Annotated in this window: 26 protein-coding genes and 2 pseudogenes; 19 read left to right on the top strand and 9 right to left on the bottom strand. The window is 57.9% G+C overall.

The annotated features are described in order from the left end of the window. The first annotated feature begins 33 nt into the window (after positions 1-33). Together AC07VR_RS12505 and AC07VR_RS12510 are read left to right on the top strand one after the other, a co-directional pair. Positions 34-828 carry an NAD(P)H-dependent oxidoreductase gene (locus AC07VR_RS12505; protein WP_495011387.1) on the top strand — a complete coding sequence of 265 codons (795 nt, stop codon included), beginning with the start codon at positions 34-36 and terminating at the stop codon, positions 826-828. Continuing rightward, positions 825-1,283, top strand: coding sequence for a VOC family protein (locus AC07VR_RS12510; RefSeq protein ID WP_495011388.1), 459 nt, complete (start codon positions 825-827; stop codon positions 1,281-1,283). The genes AC07VR_RS12505 and AC07VR_RS12510 overlap by 4 nt, the downstream gene beginning before the upstream one ends. Before the next feature lie 278 nt (positions 1,284-1,561). On the opposite strand, the gene AC07VR_RS12515 is transcribed toward AC07VR_RS12510, so the two are convergent. The 8 genes from AC07VR_RS12515 to AC07VR_RS12550 all read right to left on the bottom strand — a co-directional run bounded on the left by AC07VR_RS12515 (position 1,562) and on the right by AC07VR_RS12550 (position 9,849). Continuing rightward, on the bottom strand, positions 1,562-2,167 hold the full coding sequence (locus tag AC07VR_RS12515) for a thiamine pyrophosphate-dependent enzyme (protein WP_495011389.1): 606 nt from the start codon (positions 2,165-2,167) through the stop codon (positions 1,562-1,564). Between the two features lie 8 nt (positions 2,168-2,175). Then, positions 2,176-2,691, bottom strand: a complete 516-nt coding sequence (locus tag AC07VR_RS12520) for a phosphonopyruvate decarboxylase (protein WP_495011390.1) — start codon at positions 2,689-2,691, stop codon at positions 2,176-2,178. Positions 2,692-2,930: 239 nt separating this feature from the next. After that, a complete protein-coding gene (locus AC07VR_RS12525) occupies positions 2,931-4,364 on the bottom strand; it encodes an aldehyde dehydrogenase family protein (RefSeq protein WP_495011391.1) in 1,434 nt (477 codons plus the stop codon). Between the two features lie 54 nt (positions 4,365-4,418). Continuing rightward, positions 4,419-5,246 (bottom strand): HpcH/HpaI aldolase/citrate lyase family protein, encoded by an 828-nt coding sequence (locus AC07VR_RS12530; RefSeq protein ID WP_495011392.1) that lies wholly within the window; start codon positions 5,244-5,246, stop codon positions 4,419-4,421. Further along, entirely contained in the window at positions 5,243-6,448 is a 1,206-nt protein-coding gene (locus AC07VR_RS12535; protein ID WP_495011393.1) for a CaiB/BaiF CoA transferase family protein, read from the bottom strand. The genes AC07VR_RS12530 and AC07VR_RS12535 overlap by 4 nt, the downstream gene beginning before the upstream one ends. Before the next feature lie 5 nt (positions 6,449-6,453). After that, a complete protein-coding gene (locus tag AC07VR_RS12540) occupies positions 6,454-7,806 on the bottom strand; it encodes an MmgE/PrpD family protein (protein ID WP_495011394.1) in 1,353 nt (450 codons plus the stop codon). Between the two features lie 10 nt (positions 7,807-7,816). Further along, the gene (locus tag AC07VR_RS12545) at positions 7,817-8,980 is read right to left on the bottom strand and encodes an acyl-CoA dehydrogenase family protein (RefSeq protein ID WP_495011529.1); all 1,164 of its coding nucleotides are present in this window, start codon (positions 8,978-8,980) and stop codon (positions 7,817-7,819) included. A gap of 41 nt (positions 8,981-9,021) precedes the next feature. After that, positions 9,022-9,849 (bottom strand): HTD2 family dehydratase, encoded by an 828-nt coding sequence (locus AC07VR_RS12550; RefSeq protein WP_495011395.1) that lies wholly within the window; start codon positions 9,847-9,849, stop codon positions 9,022-9,024. 134 nt (positions 9,850-9,983) lie between these two features. On the opposite strand from AC07VR_RS12550, the gene AC07VR_RS12555 reads away from it, so the two are divergent. Next, complete coding sequence (locus AC07VR_RS12555) at positions 9,984-10,868, top strand: LysR family transcriptional regulator (protein WP_495011396.1); 885 nt, start codon at positions 9,984-9,986, stop codon at positions 10,866-10,868. Between the two features lie 505 nt (positions 10,869-11,373). On the opposite strand, the pseudogene AC07VR_RS12560 reads toward AC07VR_RS12555, so the two are convergent. Continuing rightward, positions 11,374-11,463 (bottom strand): annotated as a pseudogene (locus tag AC07VR_RS12560) (AsnC family transcriptional regulator); the annotation flags it as partial. On the opposite strand from AC07VR_RS12560, the pseudogene AC07VR_RS12565 reads away from it, so the two are divergent. The 16 genes and pseudogenes from AC07VR_RS12565 to radC all read left to right on the top strand — a co-directional run. Then, positions 11,460-12,503 (top strand): annotated as a pseudogene (locus AC07VR_RS12565) (DUF3422 domain-containing protein); the annotation flags it as partial. The pseudogenes AC07VR_RS12560 and AC07VR_RS12565 overlap by 4 nt on opposite strands. An 883-nt stretch (positions 12,504-13,386) precedes the next feature. Next, positions 13,387-14,091, top strand: a complete 705-nt coding sequence (locus tag AC07VR_RS12570; RefSeq protein ID WP_495011397.1) for a TetR/AcrR family transcriptional regulator — start codon at positions 13,387-13,389, stop codon at positions 14,089-14,091. Positions 14,092-14,444: 353 nt separating this feature from the next. After that, positions 14,445-15,194, top strand: coding sequence for a hypothetical protein (locus tag AC07VR_RS12575; protein WP_495011398.1), 750 nt, complete (start codon positions 14,445-14,447; stop codon positions 15,192-15,194). 114 nt (positions 15,195-15,308) lie between these two features. Then, positions 15,309-15,539: an AlpA family transcriptional regulator gene (locus AC07VR_RS12580; RefSeq protein ID WP_495011399.1), complete on the top strand. Its 231-nt coding sequence runs from the start codon at positions 15,309-15,311 to the stop codon at positions 15,537-15,539. Positions 15,540-15,543: 4 nt separating this feature from the next. Further along, complete coding sequence (locus AC07VR_RS12585) at positions 15,544-16,386, top strand: ParA family protein (RefSeq protein WP_495011400.1); 843 nt, start codon at positions 15,544-15,546, stop codon at positions 16,384-16,386. A gap of 82 nt (positions 16,387-16,468) precedes the next feature. Next, the gene (locus tag AC07VR_RS12590) at positions 16,469-16,678 is read left to right on the top strand and encodes a hypothetical protein (protein WP_495011401.1); all 210 of its coding nucleotides are present in this window, start codon (positions 16,469-16,471) and stop codon (positions 16,676-16,678) included. Positions 16,679-16,692: 14 nt separating this feature from the next. Beyond that, complete coding sequence (locus AC07VR_RS12595; RefSeq protein WP_495011402.1) at positions 16,693-18,300, top strand: ParB family protein; 1,608 nt, start codon at positions 16,693-16,695, stop codon at positions 18,298-18,300. Positions 18,301-18,317: 17 nt separating this feature from the next. Further along, positions 18,318-18,866: a DUF2857 domain-containing protein gene (locus AC07VR_RS12600; protein ID WP_495011403.1), complete on the top strand. Its 549-nt coding sequence runs from the start codon at positions 18,318-18,320 to the stop codon at positions 18,864-18,866. After that, the gene (locus tag AC07VR_RS12605) at positions 18,863-20,053 is read left to right on the top strand and encodes an STY4528 family pathogenicity island replication protein (RefSeq protein WP_495011404.1); all 1,191 of its coding nucleotides are present in this window, start codon (positions 18,863-18,865) and stop codon (positions 20,051-20,053) included. The genes AC07VR_RS12600 and AC07VR_RS12605 overlap by 4 nt, the downstream gene beginning before the upstream one ends. Before the next feature lie 242 nt (positions 20,054-20,295). Then, positions 20,296-21,039: a PFL_4669 family integrating conjugative element protein gene (locus AC07VR_RS12610; RefSeq protein ID WP_495011405.1), complete on the top strand. Its 744-nt coding sequence runs from the start codon at positions 20,296-20,298 to the stop codon at positions 21,037-21,039. Next, entirely contained in the window at positions 21,036-21,554 is a 519-nt protein-coding gene (locus tag AC07VR_RS12615; protein WP_495011406.1) for a DUF3158 family protein, read from the top strand. The genes AC07VR_RS12610 and AC07VR_RS12615 overlap by 4 nt, the downstream gene beginning before the upstream one ends. Continuing rightward, entirely contained in the window at positions 21,551-22,021 is a 471-nt protein-coding gene (locus tag AC07VR_RS12620) for a single-stranded DNA-binding protein (RefSeq protein ID WP_495011407.1), read from the top strand. The genes AC07VR_RS12615 and AC07VR_RS12620 overlap by 4 nt, the downstream gene beginning before the upstream one ends. A gap of 226 nt (positions 22,022-22,247) precedes the next feature. Next, complete coding sequence (locus AC07VR_RS12625; RefSeq protein WP_495011408.1) at positions 22,248-24,215, top strand: DNA topoisomerase III; 1,968 nt, start codon at positions 22,248-22,250, stop codon at positions 24,213-24,215. Between the two features lie 1,086 nt (positions 24,216-25,301). Then, a complete protein-coding gene (locus AC07VR_RS12630; RefSeq protein WP_495011409.1) occupies positions 25,302-25,883 on the top strand; it encodes an STY4534 family ICE replication protein in 582 nt (193 codons plus the stop codon). 71 nt (positions 25,884-25,954) lie between these two features. Then, positions 25,955-26,212: a hypothetical protein gene (locus tag AC07VR_RS12635; protein ID WP_495011410.1), complete on the top strand. Its 258-nt coding sequence runs from the start codon at positions 25,955-25,957 to the stop codon at positions 26,210-26,212. A 100-nt stretch (positions 26,213-26,312) separates the two neighbouring features. Continuing rightward, positions 26,313-26,807, top strand: a complete 495-nt coding sequence (gene radC / locus AC07VR_RS12640; RefSeq protein WP_495011411.1) for a RadC family protein — start codon at positions 26,313-26,315, stop codon at positions 26,805-26,807. Positions 26,808-26,829: the final 22 nt, after the last annotated feature.

The raw sequence follows: 26,829 nt of genomic DNA on the forward strand, positions 1-26,829 counted from the left end.
CATCACTTGTTTCAACTACAAAGGTAACTATTCATGAAGGTCCTGATCGTATTTGCACACCCCGAACCGGCATCCTTTAGCGCTGCCCTGAAGAACACTGCCGTTTCGACCCTCACACGCCAGGGGCACGATGTGATGGTCAGCGATCTATACGCGATGAACTGGCACCCGGCCCTCGGTGAAGGGGATTTCGTCGGTGAACGTGCCGACGCCCGCTACCTCGATCTATCTCGCGAACAGGAACACGCCTTCGAGCACAATGCCCATGCAGCGGTGGTGCGCCAGGAACAAGAAAAGCTGGCAGCGGCCGACCTGGTGCTGTTCCACTTCCCTGTCTGGTGGTTCTCCATGCCAGCCATCATGAAAGGCTGGGTGGATCGCGTATTCAGTCGCGGTTTCGCTTATTCGACCGGGCGCAAGTACGAATCCGGGCACTTCAAGGGCAAACGCGCCATGATCTGCCTGACCACCGGTACCGCATCGACGCTGTATGAACCCAACGGCATCGACGGCGACCTGCAGGCCGTGCTGTGGCCGATCCATAACGGCATGCTGGCCTACACCGGCTTCACCGTGCTGCCGCCGTTCGCCGCCTGGATGCCGGCCCGGGTCAGCGAAGAAGAGCGTCAATGCTACCTGGCCGACTACGCCGAACGCCTGGAAACTCTGGACACCACTGAAGCGTTGTTCTTCCATCCATGGAACGATTACGATCAGACCCAACGTCTCAAGCCTGGCGTGAAAGCCCGCTCGGGCGTGCAATGGAACCCGCTCGCCGACCAGACTCGCGAAGAAGCTGCCGCTCAAGCGAAGGCAGAACGCCAATGACTGCAAGCACTCCTTTCCAGACCCTGCACCACGTGTGCATCGTGGTGCATGACATGGCCAAGGCGGTGGCGTTCTACGAGTCCGTCGGAATCGGCCCATGGCAAGATTTCCCATCTCTGGAGGTGTTCAGCGGTGAGCTGGACGTCCCCGACAAGGCAGCCTTTCTTAAATTGCATTACCGTTTTGCCAACCTGGAAAACGTTCAACTGCAGCTTTGCGCACCACCCGAGGGCAATACACCCCAGCGCAAATTCCTGGACGCTCATGGTGAGGGCGTCTTCCACCTGGGCTTCTCGGTTCCTTCCTGCGATGAAGGACAGGCCCAGGGCCAAGCGCTGGGTCTGGATATTCTGCTGCGCGGACGACTGCCAGATCGCAATGGTTTCACCTATTTCGACACCCGCGAAAAAGGTGCCGGCGTCACGTTACAAGTGCGATCAGCAAAACGCGCCTGAGCCACCCGCCTCGATAAATCCAGTATGACCGCCTCGGTCATACTGGATACCTTTCACTTACCTCCCCCTCGATGCACATCGAAACAGCCATCAGCAAGCGCATGTCTGCTGCTCCCCCCTTTCATAGACCTGAGGAACGCTTGATCCTGCTCTGACGAACGCAAAACAGCCATTACCCTGTGAGGGGTAATGGCTGTTTTTTGAGTGGAGATGCGTAAAGGTGACCAGCCTTCAGTGCAACGCCGACGCCCTCCTAGCAGGACGCCGGCGACCAAGCCTCAACGATGACTTTCAGCGCCCATCAGTGCCTCTCTGAAACGGCTGCGCAGGTAAGGGCCATCACGCGGCGGCAGCGAGGTTGGTTCCGGGTCGGTGGTGACTTTTACACCGACCAGCACTGGCCCGTCATGCTTGTACAAGGTGTCGATGACATCTTCCAGTTGTGCCGAGGTACGCACCAAATGGCTTGCAGTAAAGCCTACGGCAGTGGCCACAGATGTGATGCTGACGCCACGTCCGGCGTGCGCCGGTTGCATCCCCGTTTCGGCGTAGTGTTCGTTGTCGATGACCACGATGGTCAGGTTGTTCGGGCAGTGGCAGGCAACGGTCGCCAGGGAGCCAATGCCCATCATCATCTCCCCGTCACCGACGAAAACGAATACTCGCTTTTCGGGTTGCGCCAATGCGACACCCATGCCGACCATGACGGCACCACCCATGGCGCCCCATAGATAAAAGTTCTGCGCGCAATCACCGGCAGACGCCACATCAAAGGTCGGGTTACCCAGACTGGTGATGGCCAGGGCGTCCTTTCGATCGCGCAGGATCCGCGCAACCACTTCACGACGACGAAGAACGGGTTTGGATTGTTCGGTAGCAGTCATGATTTCACTCACTTGTTGAAGTTCTTGGTGCCAATGACACGCTGGGCGATCAGCACAGCCACCATGCGTCCTGTCTGATAAGCGAATCGGGCACCGGCACTGACGGTTTCCTCGATTTCTTCCGGATGGTCTGCTCGATAGACATACACACCGGACGCTTCCAGCACTTCCTGAGTGGACTTGCCCATCGCCACTTGCCAAGGGTTGAACTCGCCCCACTCACCACGCATGGTGACAATCATGAACAGCGGCATACGGGTTTCATGCTGCAACGAAAGCATGTTGATGCAGTTACCAACACCGCTCGACTGCAACAGCAGCACGCCGCGCTGACCGCCGATCCAGGCGCCACCGAGTTGCGCGACGCCCTCCTCTTCGGTGGTCAGCGACACGGAATGAATCTGCGGATCCGCGTCACATAATTGAATCAGCTTGCTGTGCCCGGCATCCGGCACGTAGGCCACTTGCCGGACATCCAGCTTCTTGAACTCAGCAAATATCTGCTCAGGCCAATTAATCGTCATGTTGAGTTAACTCCACGTTTAGTGTTCAAGGACGGCGCCCGCCAGGGAGCCTGTTGTTTGATTGATAAATCCATCAACGTTGTTCAAATCGGTTCAGGCATAGGCCGGCAGTCTGGAAAGGGCGAGCACCAACACGAGGAGTTGCCGCCGACATTTGACGCACCACTTTTTTGTTTTTTTCATGGGCTCTTCTCATTGGTAAAAGAACTCAGATCCTTTGCCGAGTCGTCATCGCCGCATCAGCCGTGATGGAAAACGATGGTCTTGGTAATGCTGAACTCTTCAAGCGCCAGCAACCCTTTTTCACGACCGTGGCCGCTCTTGCGAATGCCACCGAAAGGCAGTTCCACCCCGCCACCGGCGCCATAGCAATTGATGAACACCTGACCGCCTTCCAGGCGCTTGGCCAGGCGATGCTGACGAGCACCGTTTTCAGTCCAGACCGCACACACCAGTCCGTAGTCGGTACCATTGGCCAGTGCCACCGCATCGTTTTCATCATCGAATGGCAACGCTGCCAACACCGGCCCGAACACCTCTTCCTGTGCCAGCTTGTGAGTTCGTGGTACCGGGCCGAACAGGGTCGGCCGCACGTAGTAGCCACCGGCAGGCAAGTCGTCATCGAGGATGCCCTCGGCCAGAACTGGCAGGCCGGAGTCCTTGCACTCCTGGATGAACTGATTCACCCGAAAAAATTGCGCCTGAGTGATGATGGGGCCGCAGTCAGGAGCACTCGAAGGCAACCCGACGCGTATTTCGCGGAACCTTGCCGCCACGCGTTCGATGACTTGATCGAACACCTCACGCTGAATCAACAGGCGGCTTCCCGCGGAGCAGGTTTGCCCGGCGTTTTGAATGATGGCGCCGACAATCACCGGAACCGCCTTGTCCAGGTCTGCATCGGCGAAGACCACCTGCGGTGACTTGCCGCCCAGCTCCAGCACGCACTTCACGTGATTGGCAGCCGTTGCCGTCTGGATAGCCACACCCACGGCTGGCGAACCGGTGAACGTCATCAGGTTGATCCCGGGGTGAGCGGCAAGCGCCGCACCGGCTTCACGGCCATAACCGGTGACGATGTTCAACACTCCGGCTGGCAGACCGGCTTCGGTAGCGATCTGCGCAAAGCGCAGTGACGTCAGGCACGCTTCCTCGGCAGGCTTGAGCACTGAGGTGTTGCCCATCGCCAATGCCGGCGCAAGGGTGCGACCCAACATTTGCGCCGGGTAGTTCCAGGGAATGATGTGCCCGACCACACCGCACGGTTCACGAACGACGCTAACGGAGTACCCAGGCAAGTAAGGGATGACTTCGCCGTGGACCTTGTCGCAGGCTCCGCCATAGAACTCGAAGTAACGCGCAAGCGCCTCGATATCCTTGCGCGCCAACGTCAGCGGCTTACCGGTATCGCGAGCTTCAATATCAGCGAGCTCATCGATATGCCGCAATACGGCCTCACCGATGCGCACCAACACGCGACCCCGCTCAGTCGCGCTTTGCTGGCCCCAACTTCCATTCAGTGCCCTGCGTGCTGCCTTGACCGCCAAATAGATATCTTGGGCCTCACCTCGGGCGATCTCGCCAATCACCTCACCCGTGACGGGCGAATGCACGACGATGCTTTGTCCGCCTGACGCGGGGCGCTGTTGGCCGTCAATAAAAAGACTGCTCATGGATCTATCTCCGACATGGACTAGAGGATTCATTCGTGCCTGACAATACGGTCATCAACCTTGCGAGTCCTGAACCAGACGGCGCGCATAACCCAGCACTGGCGCGTCGATCATTTGCCCCTCGAACTGAAAAGCGCCCGCTTGGGTTTCGGCAAGCGCCAGCACTTTTCTGGCCCAGAGCAACTGGGTTGCGCTGACTGCAAATACGCTGTTGACCGTTTCGACCTGCCGAGGATGGATACACAACATCGCGCCGAAGCCCATTTCACGGCCATTTTCAGCAGCGCCGATCAGGCCGACGGTATCGGCGATATCGGCAAACACCGTTTCGATGGGTTTTGCCAATCCAGCATTCACGCTGTGCAGCACGATGGCGTAGCGAGCCTGGGTCATGACGGCGTCAGCACCGAGGCTGCCGTTCTCCAGGCGCAAATCCAGCGCGAGATCCAAGGCACCGAAGCTCAACCGCTCCACATACGGGGCCGTCGAGATAACCTCCAGCGCCAGCAGCCCCTTGGCACTCTCGATCAGTGGCCAAATCGGCCGTACGCATACGGCTAACGCCTCAATCTCTTCGGCGCTTTGTGCTTTGGGCAGAACGATGGTCGAGACGCCAGGATGGCGCGCACAAAAGGCGATGTCGGCGGTATGCTCGTGATGGCCAGGAGCGTTGATCCGCACCGCCAATCGCACGTCGGGATTTGTCTGGAGGAACTCGCTCAGGTTGTCGCGGGCCTGGACTTTGAGCCCTTCCTCGACCGCGTCCTCAAAGTCGACAATGACGCAATCCGCGCCACAATCCAGCGCCTTGGCAAATCGCTCCGGACGACTGCCGGGGACAAACAGGACGCTTCTGATGTGCTGCGATGGGTAAGTGCTCATATCACCCCCTTGCGCTGCATCTGCTCCACCGCAAGCGACGAATAACCCAGCTCAGCGAGGATCGCCACGCTGTGCTCACCCAGCGCGGGGACAGCATCCATCCGAGGGGTGAACGCGTTACTGGCACCAGGCGGCAGCATCGCCGGCAACTTGCCCGCCGGGCTGTCAACCTCCACCCAGCGTTGACGGGCCTTGAGTTGTGGATGGTTCCACACCGCCTGCATGTCATTGACATTGGCGTTGGCGATCTGCGCGTCATCAAGGCGTGCCACTACCTCAACGGCACCCAGGGGTTCGAAGGTTTCGACAATAATCTTGCGCAGCGCTTGCCGATTCTCCGAGCGCTTGTAGTTGGCGGAAAATCGCTCGTCATCCTTGAGTTCGGGCATGCGCAGGACACGATCACAAAACACCGCCCATTCGCGCTCGTTCTGCAACCCCAGCATCACGCTTTCACCACCTCCGGCAGGAAAAGGCCCGTACGGATAAATCGTGGCATGCGAGGCACCAGCTCGTTGCGGAGGTTCAGCGCCCTGGTAAGCGTAATACAGCGGATAACCCATCCACTCCGCGAGACTCTCGAGCATGCTGACGTCGATCTGGCTGCCCTCTCCACTTTTCTCGCGCAGCAACAAGGCCGACAGGATGCTGGTATAGGCGTACATACCGGCCGCGATGTCGGCGATCGAACAACCCGCCTTGGCCATCCCGTCCTCGCCCGGGCCACCGGTGACCGACAAAAAGCCGGCTTCGCTCTGGATCAGCAGGTCATAGGCCTTTTTCTTTTCGTAAGGACCACCCTCGCCATAACCGGAGATGTCGCAGACGATCAAGCGGGGAAAGCGCTCATGCAGTGCGTCGTACGAAAGCCCCATACGAGCCGCTGCACCCGGAGCGAGGTTTTGCACCAGCACATCAGCCTTGGCCAGCAAGGCATCGAGCACGGCATCGGCACCCTCGGCTTTGACGTCCAGGCTCAAGCTTTCTTTGGAGCGATTGGCCCAGACGAAATGCGATGCAAGGCCATCGGTACGGGTGTCGTAACCACGGGCGAAATCACCGCCCTGGGGGCGTTCGACCTTGATTACCCGGGCTCCCATATCCGCCAGTTGCCGAGTGCAGAACGGTGCCGCGATGGCATGTTCAAGGCTGACCACGGTGATGCCGTCGAGTGGACGCGCAGTTTGACTATGAGTGGTCATTACACTTACTCCCCCAAGTCGCGAAGGTCATCGCTGTAGTGCAGCATCCACACGCGATCAATCAGGGTCGTAGCCTGCTCCGGGGTTTTCGCGCCGGAAAAGCCCAGCAGACGACGGAATTTGTCCTCCAGCTCCGGGCGCGACAGGGTATTGCCCGGATCACCCTTGGGCTCGTCGATCGCCCCGTTCAGGGTGCGGCCATCGGTGGTGGTCACCACCACTCGACCGAGCCAGCGCGCCGGGTAGGCACTATCTACTTCAGGATCCAACACCATGCTGACCTTCTCGCGGAACTGCGACACTCGAGGATCATTCAGCGCTAACGTATGAAACTCCGTAAGACCGGCCTTGCCGTGCACGGCGATCAAGCCCAGTACCGTGCCCATCGAAAACTTGGCCTGGTGGATCGACTGCGGAACCACCACCATGCCCAACACATCGATCGCACCTTGATGCACCCGGGTGACCACACTGGCGATTTGCTGATGCTCGAGACCTTCGCGCTGCATTAGAGCCAGCAAGGCATCAGCGGCCGGATGAGTGTGGCGGCACGAGGCGTGAAACTTGAATGAGGTTTCTGCCAATGCCCAACGCGAGCCAAGACGGTCGGACAGTTTTGCAGGGTTGGCATCGCTGGACATGCCAGCGGCCATCCCTTGCTCGCCCTCAAGAATATTGCGGGCGCCGGTCAATCCGTCGCGGGTCATGTAGGCCGCCAGTAACCCATCAGCCGCAGCCTTGGCCGTGTGTAGCTGTTTCGAATCGGCGGCATCACGCAAAAACTCCCAGAGACCGGCAGCCTGCGTCCCGGCGTTCCCCAGAAGGTTGATGAACTGCTCTTGATTGAAATCAAGCAGCTTGCCGACGGCAACAGCCGCGGCGAGGGTCCCTACCGTGGCCGTGGTGTGGAAAATTCGATAGTGCGAGCGGCCGAGGAACTCGCCAATACGAATGCCTGCTTCGTAACCCGCGACCGAGGCCAGCAGCAATTCGCGGCCGGACTTGTTCAGATCCTGGGCGGCGGCGAGAACGGCAGGAAACACAACGGTGGCCGGGTGTAAGACCGAGCTGTTGTGCAGGTCATCCTGCTCCACCAAGTGCGAAGAGGCGCCATTGACGAATGCCGCGAAGTAAGCCGAAGTCCCGTGCCCGCTGACGATGATTTTCGCAGGACCGTCAGCCGGGCCCATAGTCTTCGCATAGTTCTCGAACAGCGGGATCGGATGGGCCCCTTTGCTGGCCAGAGCCGAGCCAAGCCAGTCGAGAAAAAGATCTTCGGTCCGATTCAGGACATCGACCGGAATCTGCGAGTACTGCAGGGAAGCAAGGAATTCAGCCAGGGCTTGAGTGTGAATCACGGTCATTTCCTCAGAAGCTGCGCGGCAATTCGAGCAGGTGCTCGGCGACGTAGGACAAGATCAGGTTGGTAGAGATAGGTGCGACCTGGTACAGCCTGGTTTCGCGGAATTTGCGCTCGACGTCGTACTCGCAAGCGAACCCAAAACCACCATGGGTTTGCAGGCAGGCGTTGGCCGCCTCCCAGGAAGCCTTGGCCGCTAGGTACTTGGCCATGTTGGCGCTGGCCCCGGCGTTGATGCCGTTGTCGTATTCCTCACAGGCGCGCCAGCGCATCAGGTCGGCCGCTTCGATCTCGATATGCGCTTCGGCAATCGGGAACTGCACGCCCTGGTTCTGCCCGATCGGCCGGCCGAACACCACCCGGTCACGGGCGTAGGCGCTGGCCTTTTCGATAAACCAGCGACCGTCACCGATGCACTCGGCGGCGATCAGGGTGCGTTCGGCATTCAAGCCGTCGAGGATGTACCGAAAGCCTTTGCCCTCTTCACCGATCAGGCTGTCAGCGGGGATTTCCAGGTTGTCGAAGAACAGTTCGTTGGTCTCGTGATTGACCATGTTGGCGATCGGCTGCACGGTCATGCCGTTGCCGATGGCCTCGCGCAAGTCGACGAGGAAGATCGACATGCCCTCGGACTTCTTTTTCACCTCGGCCAGGGGCGTGGTGCGCGCCAGCAGGATCATCAGGTCGGAATGCTGGATTCGCGAGATCCACACCTTCTGCCCGCTGATCACGTACTTGTCGCCTTTGCGTACGGCGGTGGTCTTGATCTTGGTGGTGTCGGTGCCGGTGGTGGGCTCGGTGACGCCCATCGATTGCAGGCGCAATTCGCCGCTGGCCAGTTTTGGCAGGTAGTAACTTTTCTGGGCCTCGCTGCCGTGTCGCAGCAGGGTGAACATGTTGTACATCTGCCCGTGAACGGTGCCGGAGTTGCCGCCGCAGCGGTTCACTTCTTCGAGGATCACCGAGGCCTCGGCGAGCCCGAGGCCGGAGCCGCCATATTCGGTCGGGATCATTGCCGCCAACCAGCCGGCATCAGTCAGGGACTTGACGAAGGCTTCAGGGAACCCCTTCTCTTCATCGACTTTGCGCCAGTAAGCGGCATCGAATTCGGCGCACAGGGCGCGAACGCCATCGCGAATTGCGTTGAGTTCTTCACTGTCTCTTGAAGTCATCACGTCTCTCTCATCATTGCAGGAAGGCGAGCGAGGCTCGCTCAGTCGAAGGTCACGTGCGCCAGTTGCGCGGCACCCGATTCGTTACCGGCCCAAAGCTGGGCATCGCCGGGACCGAGAAGGCGTCCACCCACCAGAAACGGCGTCCCTGCCAGCAATGGGCGAACACCGCGGAAGGAAAAACTGCGCACCCGCGCCTGCGGGTGAGCCCGGCAAAACGCGCGAAGATTGAGCGTGGCAATCAGCGGCCCGTGAACCACCAACTGTGGGTAGTGCTCAACCTGCGTGACATAAGGGGCGTCGTAATGGATACGATGTCCGTTGAACGTCACCGCGCTGTACCTGAACAGCAGGACCGGACCAGGGTTTACCTGTTCACTCCATTGCCCTTCATTAAGCGCCTCTGCGTCACTCAATTTGGGCGGTGTGGCTTGCCGATAGACAATGTCCTGCTCATCACGCAGACATAGCTTCCCGTCCTGGTGGTAGTCATGGCGGACCGTAACGAACAGCAGATTGCCGGTACGGCCAAGCTTTTCTTCGATATGGGTGATGGTGGACAGGCGTGATGCTTCGGCCCCCACGCGCAACGACTGGATGAACTCCAGTCGGGAACCGGCCCACATGCGGTTACGGTCATCGGCAGGCGGGAGGAATCCGCCCCGGGCAGGATGGCCATCGTCGCCTAGTGCCGACTCGGCGACAGGCTCCTGGAAAAAACACCAATGCCAGAGCAGTGGAAGCGCCTCATTCGGACCGGGCACCGGTTCGTCGAATGTCGCGGCGATGCGCTTGAGCAAATTGAAACTGATGAACTCGTGAGCCTGTTCGGTTTTACCGATCCAACTCGTCAGATCCTGAGCGCTCATGGACGCTTATCCTCGGCGTGTTTATTTGTTATGCGCCGATCATCGGAGTTCAAAAACAGCCTGTAAATTTCCTTTTATTAAAGTGTACGTTAATGCAAGATTAACGCTCCACCGCAATTCCCGAAGTACCTATCATGAATTTCGACCTGACTGACCTGAGTCTCTTCATCAATATCGCCGAATCTTCTAACCTGACCCAAGGCGCACGAAAAACATTCATGTCTGCGGCAGCCGCCAGCACTCGTATAAAAACGCTGGAAGCACAGCTGAATTGCACCTTGCTGTACCGAAATCGAAAAGGAGTAGAACTTACCGAGTCTGGTCAGTTGCTCCTGCAGCATGCACGACTGGTCAATCGTCAGGTCGCAAATCTAAAAAATGCCTTTGCAGAATTCGGCAGCGACACTGCAGGCCATATAAGAATTTTTGCCAACACCACGGCCGTCACTGAGTTTCTACCGGAAGTCCTGGCAGGGTTTCTCGCACAGCGACCTGGGGTCACCATCGACCTACAGGAACGGCTTACGCGAGACATCATTCGTGGCGTACTGGAAGGGTCAACCGACATGGGCATCGTCGCTGGACCAGTGGCCAGTACAGAGCTACAAGTCCTGCATTTCAGCACGGATCGGCTGGTCCTCGTGGTTCCCGCCAATCACCCGTTGACCCACAACAAAACGATCAAGCTTCGCGACACGCTATCCTTTCCCCACATCGGCCAGCATGAGGGAAGCACCCTACAAGCCTTTGTGCGTGAACAGGCCGAGAAGCTTGATATAGCGCTTTCCTGGAGAATCCAGCTTTCCAGTTTCGAGGCGATCTGCCGAATGGTCGAAGCCGGCGTCGGAATCGGCGTAATCCCAGAGTCCGCTGCCATCCGCCATAGCAAGACCATGCACTTGGCCATACTGCAACTGGATGAACCCTGGGCCGTACGTGAACGCAGTATTCTTGTCAGAGACCTTGAAGCACTACCCGGTTGCGTACGCCCCCTGATCGCATTACTGCGTAACGAGTAAACGCGTGACTATGCAGAACACCGCAGAAAATAGCCGTAAAACCTACAAGCCACAAACTAGTCTCGCCTATACACTACCGAATACCAAAAACACAGCAGGCTACACTTATAAGTCAGGCATGCATCGAATAGCGCTATCAGCCGCTTACTGTAGAAGCGTGCAAACTTATAAAGTAAAGAGCCACATAAAAACCTATTGACCGCCCGATAAATTATTATCAAAAGGTGGTATATGACGGCGCGCAAAAGAAAATTTAAACCCTCTACGAATGGAGGCTTTAAACTCGCCGTTATCAATGAAGATTGATAACACGAATTTTTCCGGACTGACATTTAAAGCCCCTTTCACCCAGACGTTGTTGCAATAAATAGCTGAGTTTACACACTCAGCAATCCACTTATGAGTGCGGCTCCAAACAGCACTATCCCATTGTCTATTTTCACTAGATGCTTCAGCCCGTCCCCCCTCCTCTTGAAAGACGAAACCGCAGGGTTTACCACCGCCATCACAAAGGTAGAGGCCTATCCTGAATGACCCGTTTCATAACGAGGGTCGAGGTCAACCGTTGTACGTTGGGTAAGGTCGAAAGGCTCTCAGCTCGACGGCCACCCACTGAAATGGGAACGCCACGCCGAGTTCTTCACCCTGACCCTGGTGGTCACTTCATCCAGCGATGACCTGTCCTGGACATCGCTGCCCAAGGTGCTGGCGCAAAAGGTCGAAGTGCATTTGCCGGAGCTGATCAACTCGGTGCAGATCGTCGTGCGTGGCGAAGCCGGCCTGGACCTCGCCCGCTACGGCTTCAAGGACCCGTGCGGTTCCTGCGTGGGCGGCGGCGATGCGGTGGTCTGGAGCGATTTTCGTCTCAGCGAGGACGGCAGCAACCGCTTCCTGTTCGTCAACCGGCGCCCGAACGCTTACCGCCAGGGACGGATGATCCGCCGCCTGCTGGAAATCGAGACCTACCGCATGATGGCCTCGCTCTCCTTGACCACGGCCAAGACCTTGAGCGCGCAACTCAACGTCTTTGACAAGACCTTGGTCACGCTCTCCGAGCGTAACGCCGACGCCGACAGCGGCAACGCGAAAGCCCTGCTGGCGGATATCTCCAGCCTTTCAGCCCAGGTGGTCAGCAGTACCGCAAAATCCCGCCACCGCTTCAGTGCCACCCAGGCCTATGCCCAACTGGTGTTCGAGCGCCTGGGCGAACTGCGGGAAAGTCACGTGGGGGATTGCCAGCGCCTCGGGGTGTTCATCGAACGCCGCTTCAAGCCCACCGTCCAGTACTGCGCCGTCACCGAACAACGCCTGGAGCACCTGGCCAAAAGCGTGGCCAACCTGGGCGATCTGTTGCAAGCCCGGGTGCAGGTGGAAATGGAAGAACAGAACTCGGAGATCCTTAAAAACCTGAACACCCGCGCCGATGCCCAGATCAAGATCCAGCGCGCCGTGGAAGGCCTGTCGATTATCGCCATCACCCATTACCTGCTGAACCTGCTCAAGCTTGGCTACTCAGGGTTGCACCTGCTCGGCGCCGAGGCAGCCCCGCAGGAGGCTATGTTGGCCATGACGCCCCTCGCGATCGTCAGCCTTGCGCTGATTTTTCTACGCATCAAGAAAGTCAAAGAACATTGATACGGCGAATCGCAGGGATGCTGAACACCGCAACCAAGGGCTCACCCGGCGGGCACTTGCCGAATGGGGACCGAGATGGCACGGTGGTGGACGCCGAGGGCCGGGGGCGACAGACCCGCAACCTTCGGGTGGTGCCATGCGAGCAAGGAACGCTGACAGTAAAATGTCCTGCTTCCGATCCCGAGGGTTTTGCACGACTCATTCGCGGACTGACGTGATGATCCGCATCGACTCAATTTGGCTCGCCACGGAGCCCATGGATAGGCGCGCCGACACCGCGCTGACGCGGGTCGTGGCTGTGCTATCTGTTCGCCTACCACCGCGCCAATCATGAAGGTGCTGGTATTCGGGATCTTCGGGTGGCGCTGCTGGGTGTCGAAGAAGCCGGGCACTGTACAGCATTCAGCGCACCGAACAGTTCTCAGGCATTGGCATGGGCGGTCAGGGCTCCCGCGCGCGGACACCGGGCGACCTCAACATCTCGGGCATGCAGCCGCACCAGTGTAGCGTATAGGCTGAGGCGCCACCCAGCATGGCCACATGCTTCAGGCCACGCGGACGACACCGCCAGTGGTGGAACCTCGGTGCGCGGGGCTAATCCAGAGCAGCCGCCAAGCAACAGCGCGACAACACTCATTGTGATCAGCAACCTGCAAGGTGGAGAAATCAACATCCATCGGATGTCTTTGCCATTCATTGAGTAAACGTCCCTTATGCATGCGTAATCTCCGACCAGACAAGTCCACCCGGCAACACTGGCATGAAAAAGGGACTCAACTGTCGGTTAATGATTGTTTAATCGGTATTAGCGATTGAACGATCATTAGTATTCTGCAAATATTGTTGGTAACTCACGAATCATGTCTACAGAACAACGACCGCCATGACCTTTTCAACGAAACAAACGACTGCCAAAGCGGCTGCTAGGACGAAGGAATCAGCTGCGAAAAATAAACGGGTGCGACTCTCGCCCGAAGTACGTCGCCAGCAGATTCTGGATGCTGCGCTGATCGAGTTCGGCACACTGGGCTTCAGTGCCGCAACCACCGCCAAGATCGCACGCCGCGCCGGCACAACCCAGAGCAATCTTTACGTGCATTTCGCGGACAAGGACGAGATCTTCGAAACCTTGCTCAAACAGGTGCTCGCCTCGTCGAACAGCCTGTGGAAGCCCATGCAGCCGGGCCAGAATCCGAGAGACGTAATCGACGCCTTCCTTGAAGACACCTACAGCCGTTTGACACCTCAGACTGTGGCCATCATCCGGCTGCTGATTTCAGAAAGCCACCGGGTTCCCGCTCTGGTTCGACGCTGGCATACAGAAGCCGTACTTCCTGTACGTACCGAACAGGAACGGCGCATGAACGATTTCGTGGCCGCGGGTGAGTTGCAGGACACATTACTGAGTGGCAGCTTCAGCTTCCTCATGGCGGCTCCGCTGCTCTACGCCGCAGTCACAGCGATGGTTCTGCCCGAGGACATTGCCGGGGTGGAGTTCCAGAGACTCAAGGAAACGCACCGCAAGGTGCTGCACCTCCTCTTGGATACAGATGCCAACCGCAAGCGCGCCCGCAAGTCTATGTCATGAATAAGACCGTCCACACAGAGCTAGCTGTGATTTCTATCGTTAGGTTCAACCAAGGCGGAGCAGAAGTCCTGAGGATCGAAAGCATCCCTGAATCCTCAGATTACTTTACCTAATAGAGAAAACGATCTTCGGAATCTGAAGTGGGCAAATAAAACTAGGTGGCGAGAGCCTGACATCCGACCAAAAAATCAGACGTTGTACAAGCATGCATGAAGACAATATTGAGTAAAAGGTAAATGGAATGACCTCACCGAGTGAAAAATCCGAGTAGCACAGCCGCTGCCATCAGCGGGGGTTGATATAAAGATGCTCTGCAGGAGGCCAATCGATCAGGAATGGAGGCCCGTTCGCACATGTCTTCGAAAAATTTTAATCCACAGGCTAGAACCTTCTATCGGCCTATCGACGCGGCGTTGCGTTGGTGCAACCTCATTCGTTACGAAACGCAGATAGTACAGGCTGCTTGGTCCTGCCCAGAGAAGCTCAGGGTCCTATTTCCTCAATGGCCTTGCCTGCAAGCCAATACCGACATAATTTATGACGCCGTCCGAAATGGCGAATTACCGTATGGCTGTTTCGGTATTTCGGTGCCCCTGGGTACCCCCGTGGAGCTCACGCTGTTGACGGTCCGACATTCGGATCTGCGTTATTGGATGCAGATCTACTACCCCGATCAGAGGCCCGATTTTCTGTTCGAGTCAGGCGACGACACTCGGGACAAAATCAGCCTGGGTGTTTACTTTGCACTCCAGGCCGAGCGGGATGCCCTTCTGCGAGAGCGGAATACTCTGCAACGTCAGCTCCAAGATGTCGAAGCTGACCTTCAGGCGCTGGGCCTTGAGCAGGAAAGCCTTAAAGCGCTGGTGAAGACGCAGGGACAGCTCAGCAAACATAGTGAACACACCTACCTGCAGATCATCGGCGCCTTGCTCAACACTGTCTTGGACTCGTCACCGTCAGGCAAGCCTCTTTCCGTGTTCAAGAGTCAATCTGCGATCGTCGACGCTATAACCGCGCGCCATAGAGACATTCCCGGTCTCAGCAAACGAACGCTGGACGAGAAATTTGCTGCGGCCAACCGTAGCCTCAAAAAAACCACCTAAGCCACAGCATTGCAGTGCAATGCCCTTGATTGCACTGCAATGACTCTCAGGCTTTTCTGCGATTCAATTCAGGTCATTCCCACCACGCGCCAATCGGCGCCAGGATTGACCATCATGTCCAGCCAACCCTCCCCCATCGCTGAAGCACCTCTACCACAGGTAGAACGTCACATCATGCGTCGTGACGAGGTGGAGCGTAAAACCGGCTTCAAGCGTGCGCACATCTACAACTTGATGAAGGAAGGTAAATTCCCTCAAGCCAAACGCATTGGACTGCGCTCAGTCGGCTGGGACTCGCTGGAGATCGAACAGTGGATCACTGAGCGTTTGGCGCCGCAGGCCTGATGCCATGCGCGTGGTATCGGTGGTTTCCACCAAAGGTGGGGTAGGCAAAACCACAGTAGCTGCCAATCTCGGCGGTCTGCTGGCTGATGCAGGCCTACGCGTCCTGCTGCTCGATCTGGATAGCCAACCCACCCTATCCAGCTATTACGTCTTGAGCCAGAAAGCTGTTGCTGGTGCGTACGAGCTCATTGCACTCAACTTAACAGCGCCTGCTCTGATTGTTTCCAGGACAGTGATTGCAGGGCTCGACCTGATCAAATCCAACGACGATCAAGGCCAGCTGAGTACATTGCTGCTGCACGCCCCTGACGGGCGATTACGGCTGCGCAATTTGCTCGACAATTTCCGGTCCAGTTATGACCTGCTTTTGATCGACACCCAAGGCGCACGCAGCGTGCTGCTGGAGATGGCCCTACTGGCCTCCGATCTCGCCCTCTCTCCCATTACGCCGGAAATGCTCGCCGCTCGCGAACTGCGCCGCGGCACTTTGAAGCTGCTCAGTGAACTCGAACCGTTCCGCCACCTGGGCATTACACCGCCACCCTTGCGATTGCTACTGAACCAGGTGAATGCCATTAGGGTGGACACACGGATGATCATCCGTGGCCTGCGCGAGACCTTCGCTGGGGCTACCCACATCTCGATTCTAGAAACCGTAGTTCCAGACCGAGTGGCTTACCTCAATGCCGCCTCCCTCGGCCTACCGGCCCACCGAATCGAGACGCGCCAGCCACGTGAACGACGCTCGCCATCAGCGCTGGAAACCATGCAAGCGCTCGCCATTGAGTTGTTTCCGGAATGGCGCGAGGCGATCTCTACGGTGAGCAGATGCGCGGAGGTTCAATGAGACGAAACGCCAAGCCGGAATTTCTCGCCCAGTCATTTTTTATCGATCTTGATGCCAACAGCGTTTGGCAAGGAGTCTTTTGATGTTGGATCAGCTTCCCATCATCGTTCAACCATCCATTCGACCACATCATCCACCTTGCGATGAGTACTGCACCGTGGTCTTTCGCCTGCAGGGTGGGCGCTCGGCCATGGGGTGGTTCCTCGCAGAACTTTCCCGACACTTCGAAGGTTCGGGTACTGCCGAGATCGTCAAGTTCGAGGTCGGTGACCATTTGCGCAACCGGCGTTAACGGAGGTGGTTCAGATGAAGAAGCTCAGTCAGGAGCAGATCACCGACAAACTGCACCAGGACCACTTCCCTCGAGGTCCAGAACTGGAGCGGCTGTCCGATCCACTTACTGACACGCCTATGCTGGTCACTCTGGAGCAGTTGCGGCCCTACGAGCACAACCCGCGCTTCATCCGTAATCCGCTGTATGACGATATCAAGGCCTCGATCCAAGAACGTGGGCTGGATCAACCACCGCCGATTACCCGCCGCCCGGGAGAAACCTATTTCATCATCCGCAACGGCGGTAATACGCGCTTGGCAATTCTCGGCGAACTCTGGCAGGAAACCCGTGACGAGCGCTTCTTTCGGATTCATTGCCTGTTCCGACCCTGGACCAATGAAATCACTGCCCTGCTCGGCCATCTGGCTGAAAGCGATCTGCATGGCCAGCTCACCTTCATCGAGCGTGCGCTGGCCGTGGCCAAACTCAAAACCATGCTCGAGCCAGATGGAGCTGTGCTCTCGCAACGTGAGCTGGCACGACGTCTTGCCGTTGGGGGTTATCCAATTTCGCAGTCGCACATCAGCCGGATGCTGGACACCCTTGAACACCTACTGCCCGCCATCCCGCAAACCCTGTATGCCGGATTGGGTAAACCCCAGATCGAACGGCTGATCGGTCTACGTAGCCAGGCAGAACGAACCTGGAACCGTTATCCAGCCGCCACCGTTGCGTTCGCCGAGTTTTGGCTCGATACCCTGGGCTACTTCGATGCCGATCCCGAATCCTTCGATCTTGAGCAGATCCAGGATGAACTGCTCGAGCGCATGAGCCGGCTGCTTGGTCAGTCCTACCGCATGCTGGCCTTGGAGCTGAGCGACACCCAACGCGTCATCTCAACGCCTGGCGATGTCGTCACCACACCCTCAAAGAACAGCCATCTGCCGAGCGATAGTGAAGTCGCGGCAGGATCGCCCTCCTCCGAGTCCAGGCCCATTGAGCACACACTCCAGCCCATCGCTCCCGAGCCCCATCCCACATCAACGGAGCCCGGAGCCCAAACCGAACAGACGCGAGAGGAACTTCTTACACCGCCTGAAACAAATGTTGCATCAGCGGTCAGCCCTCCGTCACGCGTTCAACAGATTCGCGAACAGATCAATCGCGAGACCTCCACCGAATTAGCACCGACCGTCGAGTCCTGCGCGATCGACGACATCTGGACCATTGCACCAGCACTGGATACCCCAGAACAACTGCGTTCGGCCATTGCCGGGCTGGCACGGGAAATGGCGGCCTATGCCGGACATCCCGAGAGCATCATCGATCAGACGCATGGCTTAGGCTTCGCCCTCAACATCGAGCGAGTTGATCTTGCAGCGCCTCGCGCAACCGGCGTTCACCTACTGCTCATGGCTCTGCTGCGCGCTCAAGACGACGTGAACTGGGAAGATCGCCAACAACTGCCCTCAGCCCTGTTCGGCCAGCTGTTGTTGGGCATCTATCAACTCCCCCTGACAGATCGTCCCGCTGTGGATGTGGGACTGGAGCGACTGCCCGACAGCCTGTTAGTCAAACTGTATCGCCTGATCCGCCTAGCCCGTCGCCTGATCGACTTAACACTTCCCCCTGAAGACTAATCACCGAAGGAGCTGCCATGAACCTGTCCTTCAATGTGCTCAACCAAGCCATGCTGACCCAGGTGCTCCACGAGTTGCGCCTGGGTAACCTGCAGCGCTGCAAAGCCCTCGGACTGGGCGAGGACGATATTTACCTGTTGCAATCCTTACCGCCCACCACGCTGTCGCGCTTGGCCCATGCCACCGTGCCCTGGGTCGAGATCAAGATCGACTCGCCGGTGCTGCATCGGTTGATCGAGCAAGCCAAACACGACGAGCAGAACGAGCGATTGATCAACCGAGCGCTCAAGCTAGGCGCCAGCAGCACTATCATGTACCAATGCTTCGGCTTGGCGCATTCGGAAACCGCCCTGCGCCGACGGCTACTCAAGATAGAAACCCGTAAGGGCCGCCCTCAGAATTTGAGCGAAGCGCAGGAACATGCGCTTTGGCAGCGATGGTGCCAGCTACGCGCTCAAGACGGTACCGAGGATCAGCTCGACGCCATGATGATGCTGGCGGAGGAGCAACAGATCAGCTTGACCATTGTTTGGCAGCAGATCGACCATTACAGCAACGAAACATGAACACTCCCCCCTCCAGTCGCTGGCAGCGTGTCCTGCAGCAATGCACCCAGCAGCTGAGTGAACGCTGGCCCGCACGCCCTACCACTGAAAAACCCTCCAACCAGGCTCTACAGGCTGGCTTTCTGTTCAGTGGCCAATCACACGAAGTCGTGCCGCGTCGGCTACTGTTGGATCATCGGCTGACGCCATTGGAGCGTAATGCCTGGCAGGTGTTTCGACTCATGCTGCAAGGCCAGGGCGTGGTCACGCCGCGCTATGAGGATTTGCAGCCTTACCTCTCGAGCGTGCCCTACGGCGCGTCAGCCTCACGTGAAACCATCGCTCGCGTCTTGACGATGCTCAGGCTGACGCGCTGGCTTAGCTTGGTGAGTCGCGGGCGCGATCAGCTCAGCGGACGCCTGCAAGGTTCTCTGTACGTCCTGCACGATGAGCCGTTAACCCCCGCCGAAGCCATGGAACTGGATCAGGATTACCTCGAGCTGGTCGGACATGCCCTCGGTCATGCGACCAAGGCTGTACGCATTGTCGCTCAGCATGTTCTGGAAGAAATTCGCCAGGACACTCGTATCGATCTGGGTCAGCTACCCACACGGCTCGATAGTTGGGGCGAACACTGGATGCAGCAAGGATTGGATCAGGTAATCGAAGCCACCATGCACGATTCCGAACTGGGGGAAGATCACCTCGTTCGGAATCGTGCAGGCCCTCGTTCGGATTCCGAACCGGGCCTGAACGCCAATGTTTCCGGCGCAGTTCGGAATCCGAACGCCGCCTGTACTGTATTAAAAGAAAGTACTTGTACTGTACCGCACGCGACCCCAGCGGTGGATAACCTGCACTGGCCCGATCCGCTGCACCTGAGTCCAAGCGAGCGTCAGGCCGTCGCCGTGGCGCTGAACAAGCTCAAACCAGCGGATCGTCAGGCGGTGCTCAACGAAGCGGGTGCACGCTGTACGGCAGGAGGTATCCGCAAGCCAGCGGCGTATCTGATGGGCCTAATCCAGCGCGCACTGAAAGGCGACTTTCGTCCTTGGGCAGGTCAGACAGAGCCCTCACCCGTTGCAGAACCGCCCCCAACAGCACCGTCACGCCCGTCCCGAAAACAGGGCGAGTCCGCATCCGCCCTCGCCCAAGCGTGCCTGAATGAGCTACGCCAACTGCGCGGCAGACGCCCTGGACATCAGTAGATTTGATGCCAGTGGCATCAAATCTACTGAGCTCTACTGTGAGATCGCAAAGGGCCGAACCTGCGCAATCCAACCGGTAAGACCATCGCCATCCATGGAAATGATTCCACCGGCGTCACTCGTGAACGTCTCCGAAATTAACCCCCTCAAACCAAACCGAACAGACCGCATTCAACTTTTTGGCTGCCCTTGACCATCATCTGTCGCAACGTTTCCGTCCAAGCCTATGCGAGGACAACACCGTGGCCGATCACTATCAACTCAACCTGGGTTCATTGCGTAGCAGCATCACCCTGACCCTGCACACTCACCACGCCGCCCGTATCTGGCAAGGTCGAACCGCACGCGAAGGCGTCCACTCGATCATGGGCATGGCCGGCTACATCAGTGTCACCAACCTGATCAAACAAACCGCGGCCCAGGACGATCCCTATGCCGACTGGGCCATCGTGCAACTCGAAGAAAAACTGATGCAGGCCAAGGCTGGGATGCTGGAACTGACCCAACAGCTGGATCGAATCAGGCAGGACCTGCCGACACAGATCGACATGAGCGACAACCTCAACATCCACCCCGTCACCTTGCCGTTGTATATCGGCAGCCAGCTGGGTTTTCTGGCGGTCTACCTGCTGACCGACTATGACACCCTGGTGCGCCGGACCCTATTGGCCCATCACACCGCCCTGATCGGCCGTATCGACATGGAAGCCTGGATCGACGACGGCGCCCATCTGCTGCGCAGCCTGTTCGGTCAGGCACAGCGCTATCGGCATGCTGGCGTCACGCGTGATGACATGGCGGCGAACAACGCTCGGGCCTTGGCAGCCATAGAGAAACTTGGTTTGCCCCCGCTGGATATCCTTGAAGGTATTCGCCGCTCCCAGTTCGCGCCGCCGATCATTCGTCGTGGTGCTGTGCCAGTGGATGACGCTGACGCGTTGGCAGAGGAAGCGGGAGAGCTATCTGCGACGGAGGACGAAGCATGAATCCCCTGACCTCGGCTCAACCAATGCCCTTCGAAGCGTTGACACCGGATGCCTATCGTCAGCTCGAACACGCAGCCTCCCTAAAAGGCCTTTTAAAACCTTTTAAGGGTAAGGGGGAGTTGGAGCTCCTGGCGCAGATGGCGAGGGAAATCGAGGCGCAGTTATGTCACCTGATGGAGGCTGTTGTGCAGCAAGCCGGACAGCCCCCTTACTCACTGCTGGATATTCGATTGGTGCTGCAAAACACCAGCGCTGGCAGCACCTTTTTGCGTTGGCGCACCCGTGACTTCGCCCGTATGGGGGTTGCGGTCTGGGAACGCCAGGTCCGCAACAAGACCCAACCGCAGGTCGTACGCGAGGGGTTGCACCGTTTCGAATGCGAGCGCATTGCACTGAACCTACAGATGAGCGTGGTGCATTCGCTCTACCGCCAGGCCACGACCTGCGCGATCAAAATGGACAGCGCCGAACGGCTGTTGCGCCAGTTCACACCCGCAGTGGAGATATCACGATGAGTACTTTTTTCGTCGGCGAAGGCAACATCGGCAGTGCGCCAGAGTTCCAGGAATTCCCATCAGGCAATGACGAGCCACGGCGTTTGCTACGGCTGAATGTGTACTTCGACAACCCTGTGCCACGCGATGGCAGCTATGAAGATCGAGGCGGCTATTGGGCGCCGGTTGAGCTCTGGCACCGCGAGGCTGAACACTGGAGCACGCTGTACCAGAAAGGCATGCGCGTGCTGGTCGAAGGCCGCACCGTACGCGATGAGTGGGAGGACAGCGAAGACAATGCGCGGGTGACCTTCAAGATCGAGGCGCGTCGAGTCGGCATCTTGCCTCACCGGGTGCACAGCGTGGTCATGCGGGAACGATCCAGTGAAGCAGCGGCATCTGCGACACACGTTGGACAAAATACAGAGCAGGCCAGTTCACCTGCGTCGAAACCCAAAAAGCGCAGAGGGCAGCCACCTACGGACTGACAGACTTCAGGCATAAAAATTGCGCCTTTGCGTGAAGTTGCTGGGCTGTTATTACTCGCTGCTCGTGACGACCCACCCTGTTGCCAACGCTACAACCGTCTAGCGGCTACGGACCATTTAAGCCTGCCCTCACCGACTAATATGAGGAACCTGCCATTCAGGTTTCTCATATCTCGCAACTGCTGTTTCCAACAACGCTGCTCCGAACTCAATCCGGAGCAGTTCTATGCGCCTCTTCCTCTGCGAAAAACCTTCCCAGGGTCGGGACATCGCCAAGGTACTCGGGGCCACTCGGCGTGGTGATAGTTGCCTGATCGGCACAGAGACAACCGTCACCTGGTGTATCGGCCACCTGCTGGAGACAGCATCGCCTGAAGCCTATGGCGAGCAATTCAAGAGTTGGTCGTTGGATCATCTACCGATCATTCCCGTGCAGTGGCAGATCGAGGTCAAACCCAAGACCGCGGCACAATTCAAAGTCATCAAGCGCCTGCTCAGTGAAGCCACCACCGTCGTCATCGCAACCGACGCCGACCGCGAAGGTGAAATGATTGCCCGCGAGTTACTGGAGCTCTGCAAGTATCGAGGCCCTGTTCAGCGCCTCTGGCTGTCCGCACTCAACGACGCGTCGATTCGCAAAGCACTGTCCTCGCTGAAGTCTGGTCAGGAGACCTTCCCGCTCTACCACTCAGCCCTCGCCCGCAGCCGCGCCGACTGGCTGATCGGCATGAACCTGAGTCGTTTGTTTACCCTTCTTGGTCGGCGGGCGGGCTACGACGGTGTATTGTCGGTTGGACGCGTCCAGACACCCACTTTACGTCTGGTAGTCGATCGGGATCGTGCGATTGCCAGCTTCGTCTCGGTGCCCTACTGGGAAGTGGAGGTGCACCTGTCCTCAATGGGGCAACCATTCATAGCGTCGTGGTTACCACCCAGCTCAGGGCAGGACGAGGCAGGTCGTTGCCTGCAACAAGCGCTGGCCATTCAGGCGGCCCAAGAGACTTCTAGTGGTAAGACTGCCACAGTACTCTCGCTGCAGACTGAGCATTTCCGAGAACCTCCGCCCCTGCCCTTCGACCTGAGCACACTGCAAGAAGTCTGCTCGCGCAAGCTGGGACTCGGCGCTCAGGAAACCCTAAACACTGCCCAATCCCTGTATGAAACCTACAAAGCCACCACCTATCCGCGCAGCGATTGCCGCTATTTGCCGGATAGTATGTTCAACGAGGTTCCCGCGGTATTCGATGCCCTGCTCAAAACGGATCCCGCACTACGGCCCGCACTCGGAAGCCTCGATCGATCATTGCGCTCACGGGCATGGAACGATGCCAAGGTCACAGCGCATCACGGCATCATCCCCACCACCGAACCCGCGAACCTTGCGCGGATGTCTGAACAGGAGCTCAATGTCTACGAGCTGATTCGTTGCCACTACCTCGCGCAATTTCTTCCGCATCATGAGTTTGATCGAACCCAGGTCGAACTGGAGTGTGGCGAAGAACGATTGACCGCTGTTGGCAAACAGATTCTGGTTCAGGGCTGGAAAGGCTTGTTCTACGAAAACACCGAGGAGGATGAGCCCAGTCAAAAGCATCAAGTTTTGCCCGTCTTGCAACAGGGTACTCAGTGCGCAGTGAACGACGTCGAACTCAAGTCCATGCGCACTGCCGCGCCCAAACCTCTCACCGAAGGCGATCTGATCAAGGCGATGAAAAACGTGGCCAAACTGGTCAACGACCCACGCCTGAAACAGAAACTTCGGGACACCACCGGTATCGGTACCGAAGCCACGCGAGCCGGCATCATCAAAGGGTTGATTGATCGCGGTTATTTGCTGAAGAAAAAACGCGCCTTGATGGCCTCCGCCGCGGCCCATACCCTGATTGAGGCGGTACCCACTGCAATCGCAGATCCAGGTATGACCGCGATCTGGGAACAGGCCCTGGACGAAATCGAAGCAGGACGCCTGTCCCTGGATGCGTTCGTCGCCAAGCAGGCGAATTGGATTGCGCAATTGGTCGCACACTGCGGAACGCTCACCTTGGCGGTACCGGTCGAAGCCGGCCCGACCTGCCCCATTTGCAACGCCTCGATGCTCAAGCGAAAGGGGAAATCAGGGCCGTTCTGGTCATGCTCCCACTACCCCGACTGTAAGGGCACGGTGCCGATCAGAAAAGATACGCGTCGCTCATGACGCGCCACTGGAGATCGACATGAGTATTGGAGGGATGTACTGATGAGTGCATCATCAACGACGGCTGATCCCTCTCTAAGTCGATTAAGTGTTGTCCGATTTCACAGGCCAAGACAAAGAAAGTGACTGCACCTTTATCCTGGCAACCGTCGAACAATAGGCTGCTCATCTCGGCAGCAAGTAACCTCTTTCATCTCGCTCAATGCAGTTGCCTTATGAGGATCGCCCACTGGCTTGACGTGGTCCCACTGTCTCTGCTGTAGTGCCTCAGGATCATCGCCCACGGCGACCCAAGACCGATTCGCTCCGGGCAGCTCGGTCGAACTCCTTGAGTTCGGAGCCTTCTCTTCTGCGGGATTCCGCTCCCGTTTTGTGCTCGACCTGATCGTGGTGGCGGATGACCACTGTTGCCTCTGCCAGGCAGTAGCGGTCATCCGCTTCGGTGATCGTATTCAGTCCCGGAGCCCGCCGGAGAAACACTGGGCACCCTTTGTGCGCGGATGCGTGCCAGCATGTTCCGACCCAGGCCACGACAAGGGTTGGTTGGCGAATCAAGGCGCAGTTAAACCAGGCTTTGCGAGGAGCATGTCGACTGCGTAAGACCGTCAAAGGTGGCTTTTCTGTTCCTCGCCTGGCGCCCCGCCAGGCCACTCTTCATTTTCTTCATTCCAGTGATTGCCACTGTATTCCAGGCGTAAAAAATCGGGTTGCAGCGCCTTGACGCTCCCCTGTGACAGGCTTATACAAAGGGCGTGGTTCGCTGTCGTTGACAGCCCAGCCCAGGTAGCTTGAACCTTCAAGGCTACGCCACATTCGTGGTGGTTTACCCAAGTGCGATCAGCGTTCGGAAGCTCGCACGGTTACCGCTTCAGCGGTGATGAATGCCCACTACCCCAGCCTGCGGATCACCACTGCAGACGTTTTTCTGCTGCACCGCTATTCCCCCAGACGCATCGTTCTGATCGTCATCGGCTTGCCGGTGGCGAGTAGTTCATCGCTCGACTTCACCTCACCCACCCTGACGGGGGCTCACTTCCCCGTCAGGGACTGTGCGTCGCCGTTTTCCCTTGAAACAGGAGAACCACCATGGCCCACGCCAACCAATCCCAAGAAGCGACCACCTACTTCAACCTGCACACCGTCGGTATCGGTTATCTCAACCGTGTTCGTGAAGTGCAAGTCCGCCGCGGCCAGCCATTCATGGCCTGCGATATCGCCGCCCTGCACGGTGCCAGCGATGCGGTGGAGTACACCCGCTTCGACTGCAAAGTTGCTGGGGGTGAAGCTGAACGCTTGATTCGCCTCTATATGGACGCCGTCAACGCCGAGAAAAAGGTCTTGCTGTCGTTCCGTATCGGCGACCTGTGGATCGATCCGTTTCTCTACGAGAAAGGCGATAAACAAGGTCAACCGGGCGCCAGCCTGAAAGGTCGTTTGCTGTTCATCGACTGGATCAAGATCAACGGCACGTTCGAGTACAAAGCGCCCGCCAGGCAGGAAGCAACAGCACCTGCTGAGCAAGCGCCAAACAGTGAGCCATCCCCACCATCGGCTGATGCCGAAGCTGAGGAGACCGAAAACCCAACAGAGGCTCGGGTCGAACCTGAATCTCCAACCACTCCCCGCACGGCCCGCCGTGATGCCACCCCTACCGTTCAGTCCACCTGAACAGTCCACGATGTTCCTCATCAAGGCGCTCGTTCGAGCGCCTTTTCTTTAATCCGCACAGGAGAACCATCATGGAATCCTTCTGGCTTTGCGACGACTGCCTGTTCGCTGCTGCTTACGAGGACTACAGCACGTTATCGCTCTACTACACGGCGGATGAGGTCGAGAAACGCATCGCCGGTATTCATCGTGGACTGGTTCGGTTAATGCCCATCAGCGCCGATTTCGATCCCGAGGCTGGCTGGGGGATAAAAGCCTTTTCCCCATTGCCCTGCGACGGCTGTGGTTCACCCCTGCACGGTCAACGCCACCGATTCACTCGGCTGTAAACGACGCACCAACGGCTAACGCCCGCGACTCCACACCCACCTTGGGGATACCACTCCCCTTGGGCGTGTACCCCTGATTGTTCCCTTCGGAGGTACCACCATGAGCACCCAACTCACACTGATCGAGACTTCGGATCTCGAGGCTGATCGCATTGTCCAAGAAAACCAGCTGATCGACGAAGCGCTGCATATTCTGGATCGTCGGCTGTTCGCCCGCGGCCCTATCCTGACGTCGCCTGACACTGTGGCCTCATACCTAAAACTGCACCTTGCGCCACAAGAACATGAAGTCTTCGGTGTGATCTTTCTCGATGCCCAGCACCGGGTGCTGGCGTTCGAAATCCTCTTTTACGGCAGCATTGACAGCGCCAGCGTTTACCCGCGACAGGTCATTAAGCGGTCCATGGCTCATAACGCGGGAGCTGTCGTTTTGGTTCATACCCACCCCTCAGGTTGTACGGAACCCAGCCAGGCAGATCGCCTCCTAACCACACGCCTGAAGGAAACCCTGGCCTTGGTCGAAGTGCGTGTGCTGGATCACTTCATCGTGGGCGAAGGCCGCCCGCTTTCCCTTGCCGAATATGGCTGGCTTTAACCCTCACAGGCGCCTTCGGGCG

It is taken from the genome of Pseudomonas sp. GW821-FHT02H09 (assembly GCF_059421425.1).

Coding starts and splice junctions, on each gene's coding strand:
- AC07VR_RS12505 (WP_495011387.1), top strand. CDS start 34: ATGAAGGTCCTGATCGTATTTGCACACCCCGAACCGGCATCCTTTAGC.
- AC07VR_RS12510 (WP_495011388.1), top strand. CDS start 825: ATGACTGCAAGCACTCCTTTCCAGACCCTGCACCACGTGTGCATCGTG.
- AC07VR_RS12515 (WP_495011389.1), bottom strand. CDS start 2,167: ATGACTGCTACCGAACAATCCAAACCCGTTCTTCGTCGTCGTGAAGTG.
- AC07VR_RS12520 (WP_495011390.1), bottom strand. CDS start 2,691: ATGACGATTAATTGGCCTGAGCAGATATTTGCTGAGTTCAAGAAGCTG.
- AC07VR_RS12525 (WP_495011391.1), bottom strand. CDS start 4,364: ATGAGCAGTCTTTTTATTGACGGCCAACAGCGCCCCGCGTCAGGCGGA.
- AC07VR_RS12530 (WP_495011392.1), bottom strand. CDS start 5,246: ATGAGCACTTACCCATCGCAGCACATCAGAAGCGTCCTGTTTGTCCCC.
- AC07VR_RS12535 (WP_495011393.1), bottom strand. CDS start 6,448: ATGACCACTCATAGTCAAACTGCGCGTCCACTCGACGGCATCACCGTG.
- AC07VR_RS12545 (WP_495011529.1), bottom strand. CDS start 8,980: ATGACTTCAAGAGACAGTGAAGAACTCAACGCAATTCGCGATGGCGTT.
- AC07VR_RS12550 (WP_495011395.1), bottom strand. CDS start 9,849: ATGAGCGCTCAGGATCTGACGAGTTGGATCGGTAAAACCGAACAGGCT.
- AC07VR_RS12555 (WP_495011396.1), top strand. CDS start 9,984: ATGAATTTCGACCTGACTGACCTGAGTCTCTTCATCAATATCGCCGAA.
- AC07VR_RS12570 (WP_495011397.1), top strand. CDS start 13,387: ATGACCTTTTCAACGAAACAAACGACTGCCAAAGCGGCTGCTAGGACG.
- AC07VR_RS12575 (WP_495011398.1), top strand. CDS start 14,445: ATGTCTTCGAAAAATTTTAATCCACAGGCTAGAACCTTCTATCGGCCT.
- AC07VR_RS12580 (WP_495011399.1), top strand. CDS start 15,309: ATGTCCAGCCAACCCTCCCCCATCGCTGAAGCACCTCTACCACAGGTA.
- AC07VR_RS12585 (WP_495011400.1), top strand. CDS start 15,544: ATGCGCGTGGTATCGGTGGTTTCCACCAAAGGTGGGGTAGGCAAAACC.
- AC07VR_RS12590 (WP_495011401.1), top strand. CDS start 16,469: ATGTTGGATCAGCTTCCCATCATCGTTCAACCATCCATTCGACCACAT.
- AC07VR_RS12595 (WP_495011402.1), top strand. CDS start 16,693: ATGAAGAAGCTCAGTCAGGAGCAGATCACCGACAAACTGCACCAGGAC.
- AC07VR_RS12600 (WP_495011403.1), top strand. CDS start 18,318: ATGAACCTGTCCTTCAATGTGCTCAACCAAGCCATGCTGACCCAGGTG.
- AC07VR_RS12605 (WP_495011404.1), top strand. CDS start 18,863: ATGAACACTCCCCCCTCCAGTCGCTGGCAGCGTGTCCTGCAGCAATGC.
- AC07VR_RS12615 (WP_495011406.1), top strand. CDS start 21,036: ATGAATCCCCTGACCTCGGCTCAACCAATGCCCTTCGAAGCGTTGACA.
- AC07VR_RS12620 (WP_495011407.1), top strand. CDS start 21,551: ATGAGTACTTTTTTCGTCGGCGAAGGCAACATCGGCAGTGCGCCAGAG.
- AC07VR_RS12625 (WP_495011408.1), top strand. CDS start 22,248: ATGCGCCTCTTCCTCTGCGAAAAACCTTCCCAGGGTCGGGACATCGCC.
- AC07VR_RS12630 (WP_495011409.1), top strand. CDS start 25,302: ATGGCCCACGCCAACCAATCCCAAGAAGCGACCACCTACTTCAACCTG.
- AC07VR_RS12635 (WP_495011410.1), top strand. CDS start 25,955: ATGGAATCCTTCTGGCTTTGCGACGACTGCCTGTTCGCTGCTGCTTAC.
- radC (WP_495011411.1), top strand. CDS start 26,313: ATGAGCACCCAACTCACACTGATCGAGACTTCGGATCTCGAGGCTGAT.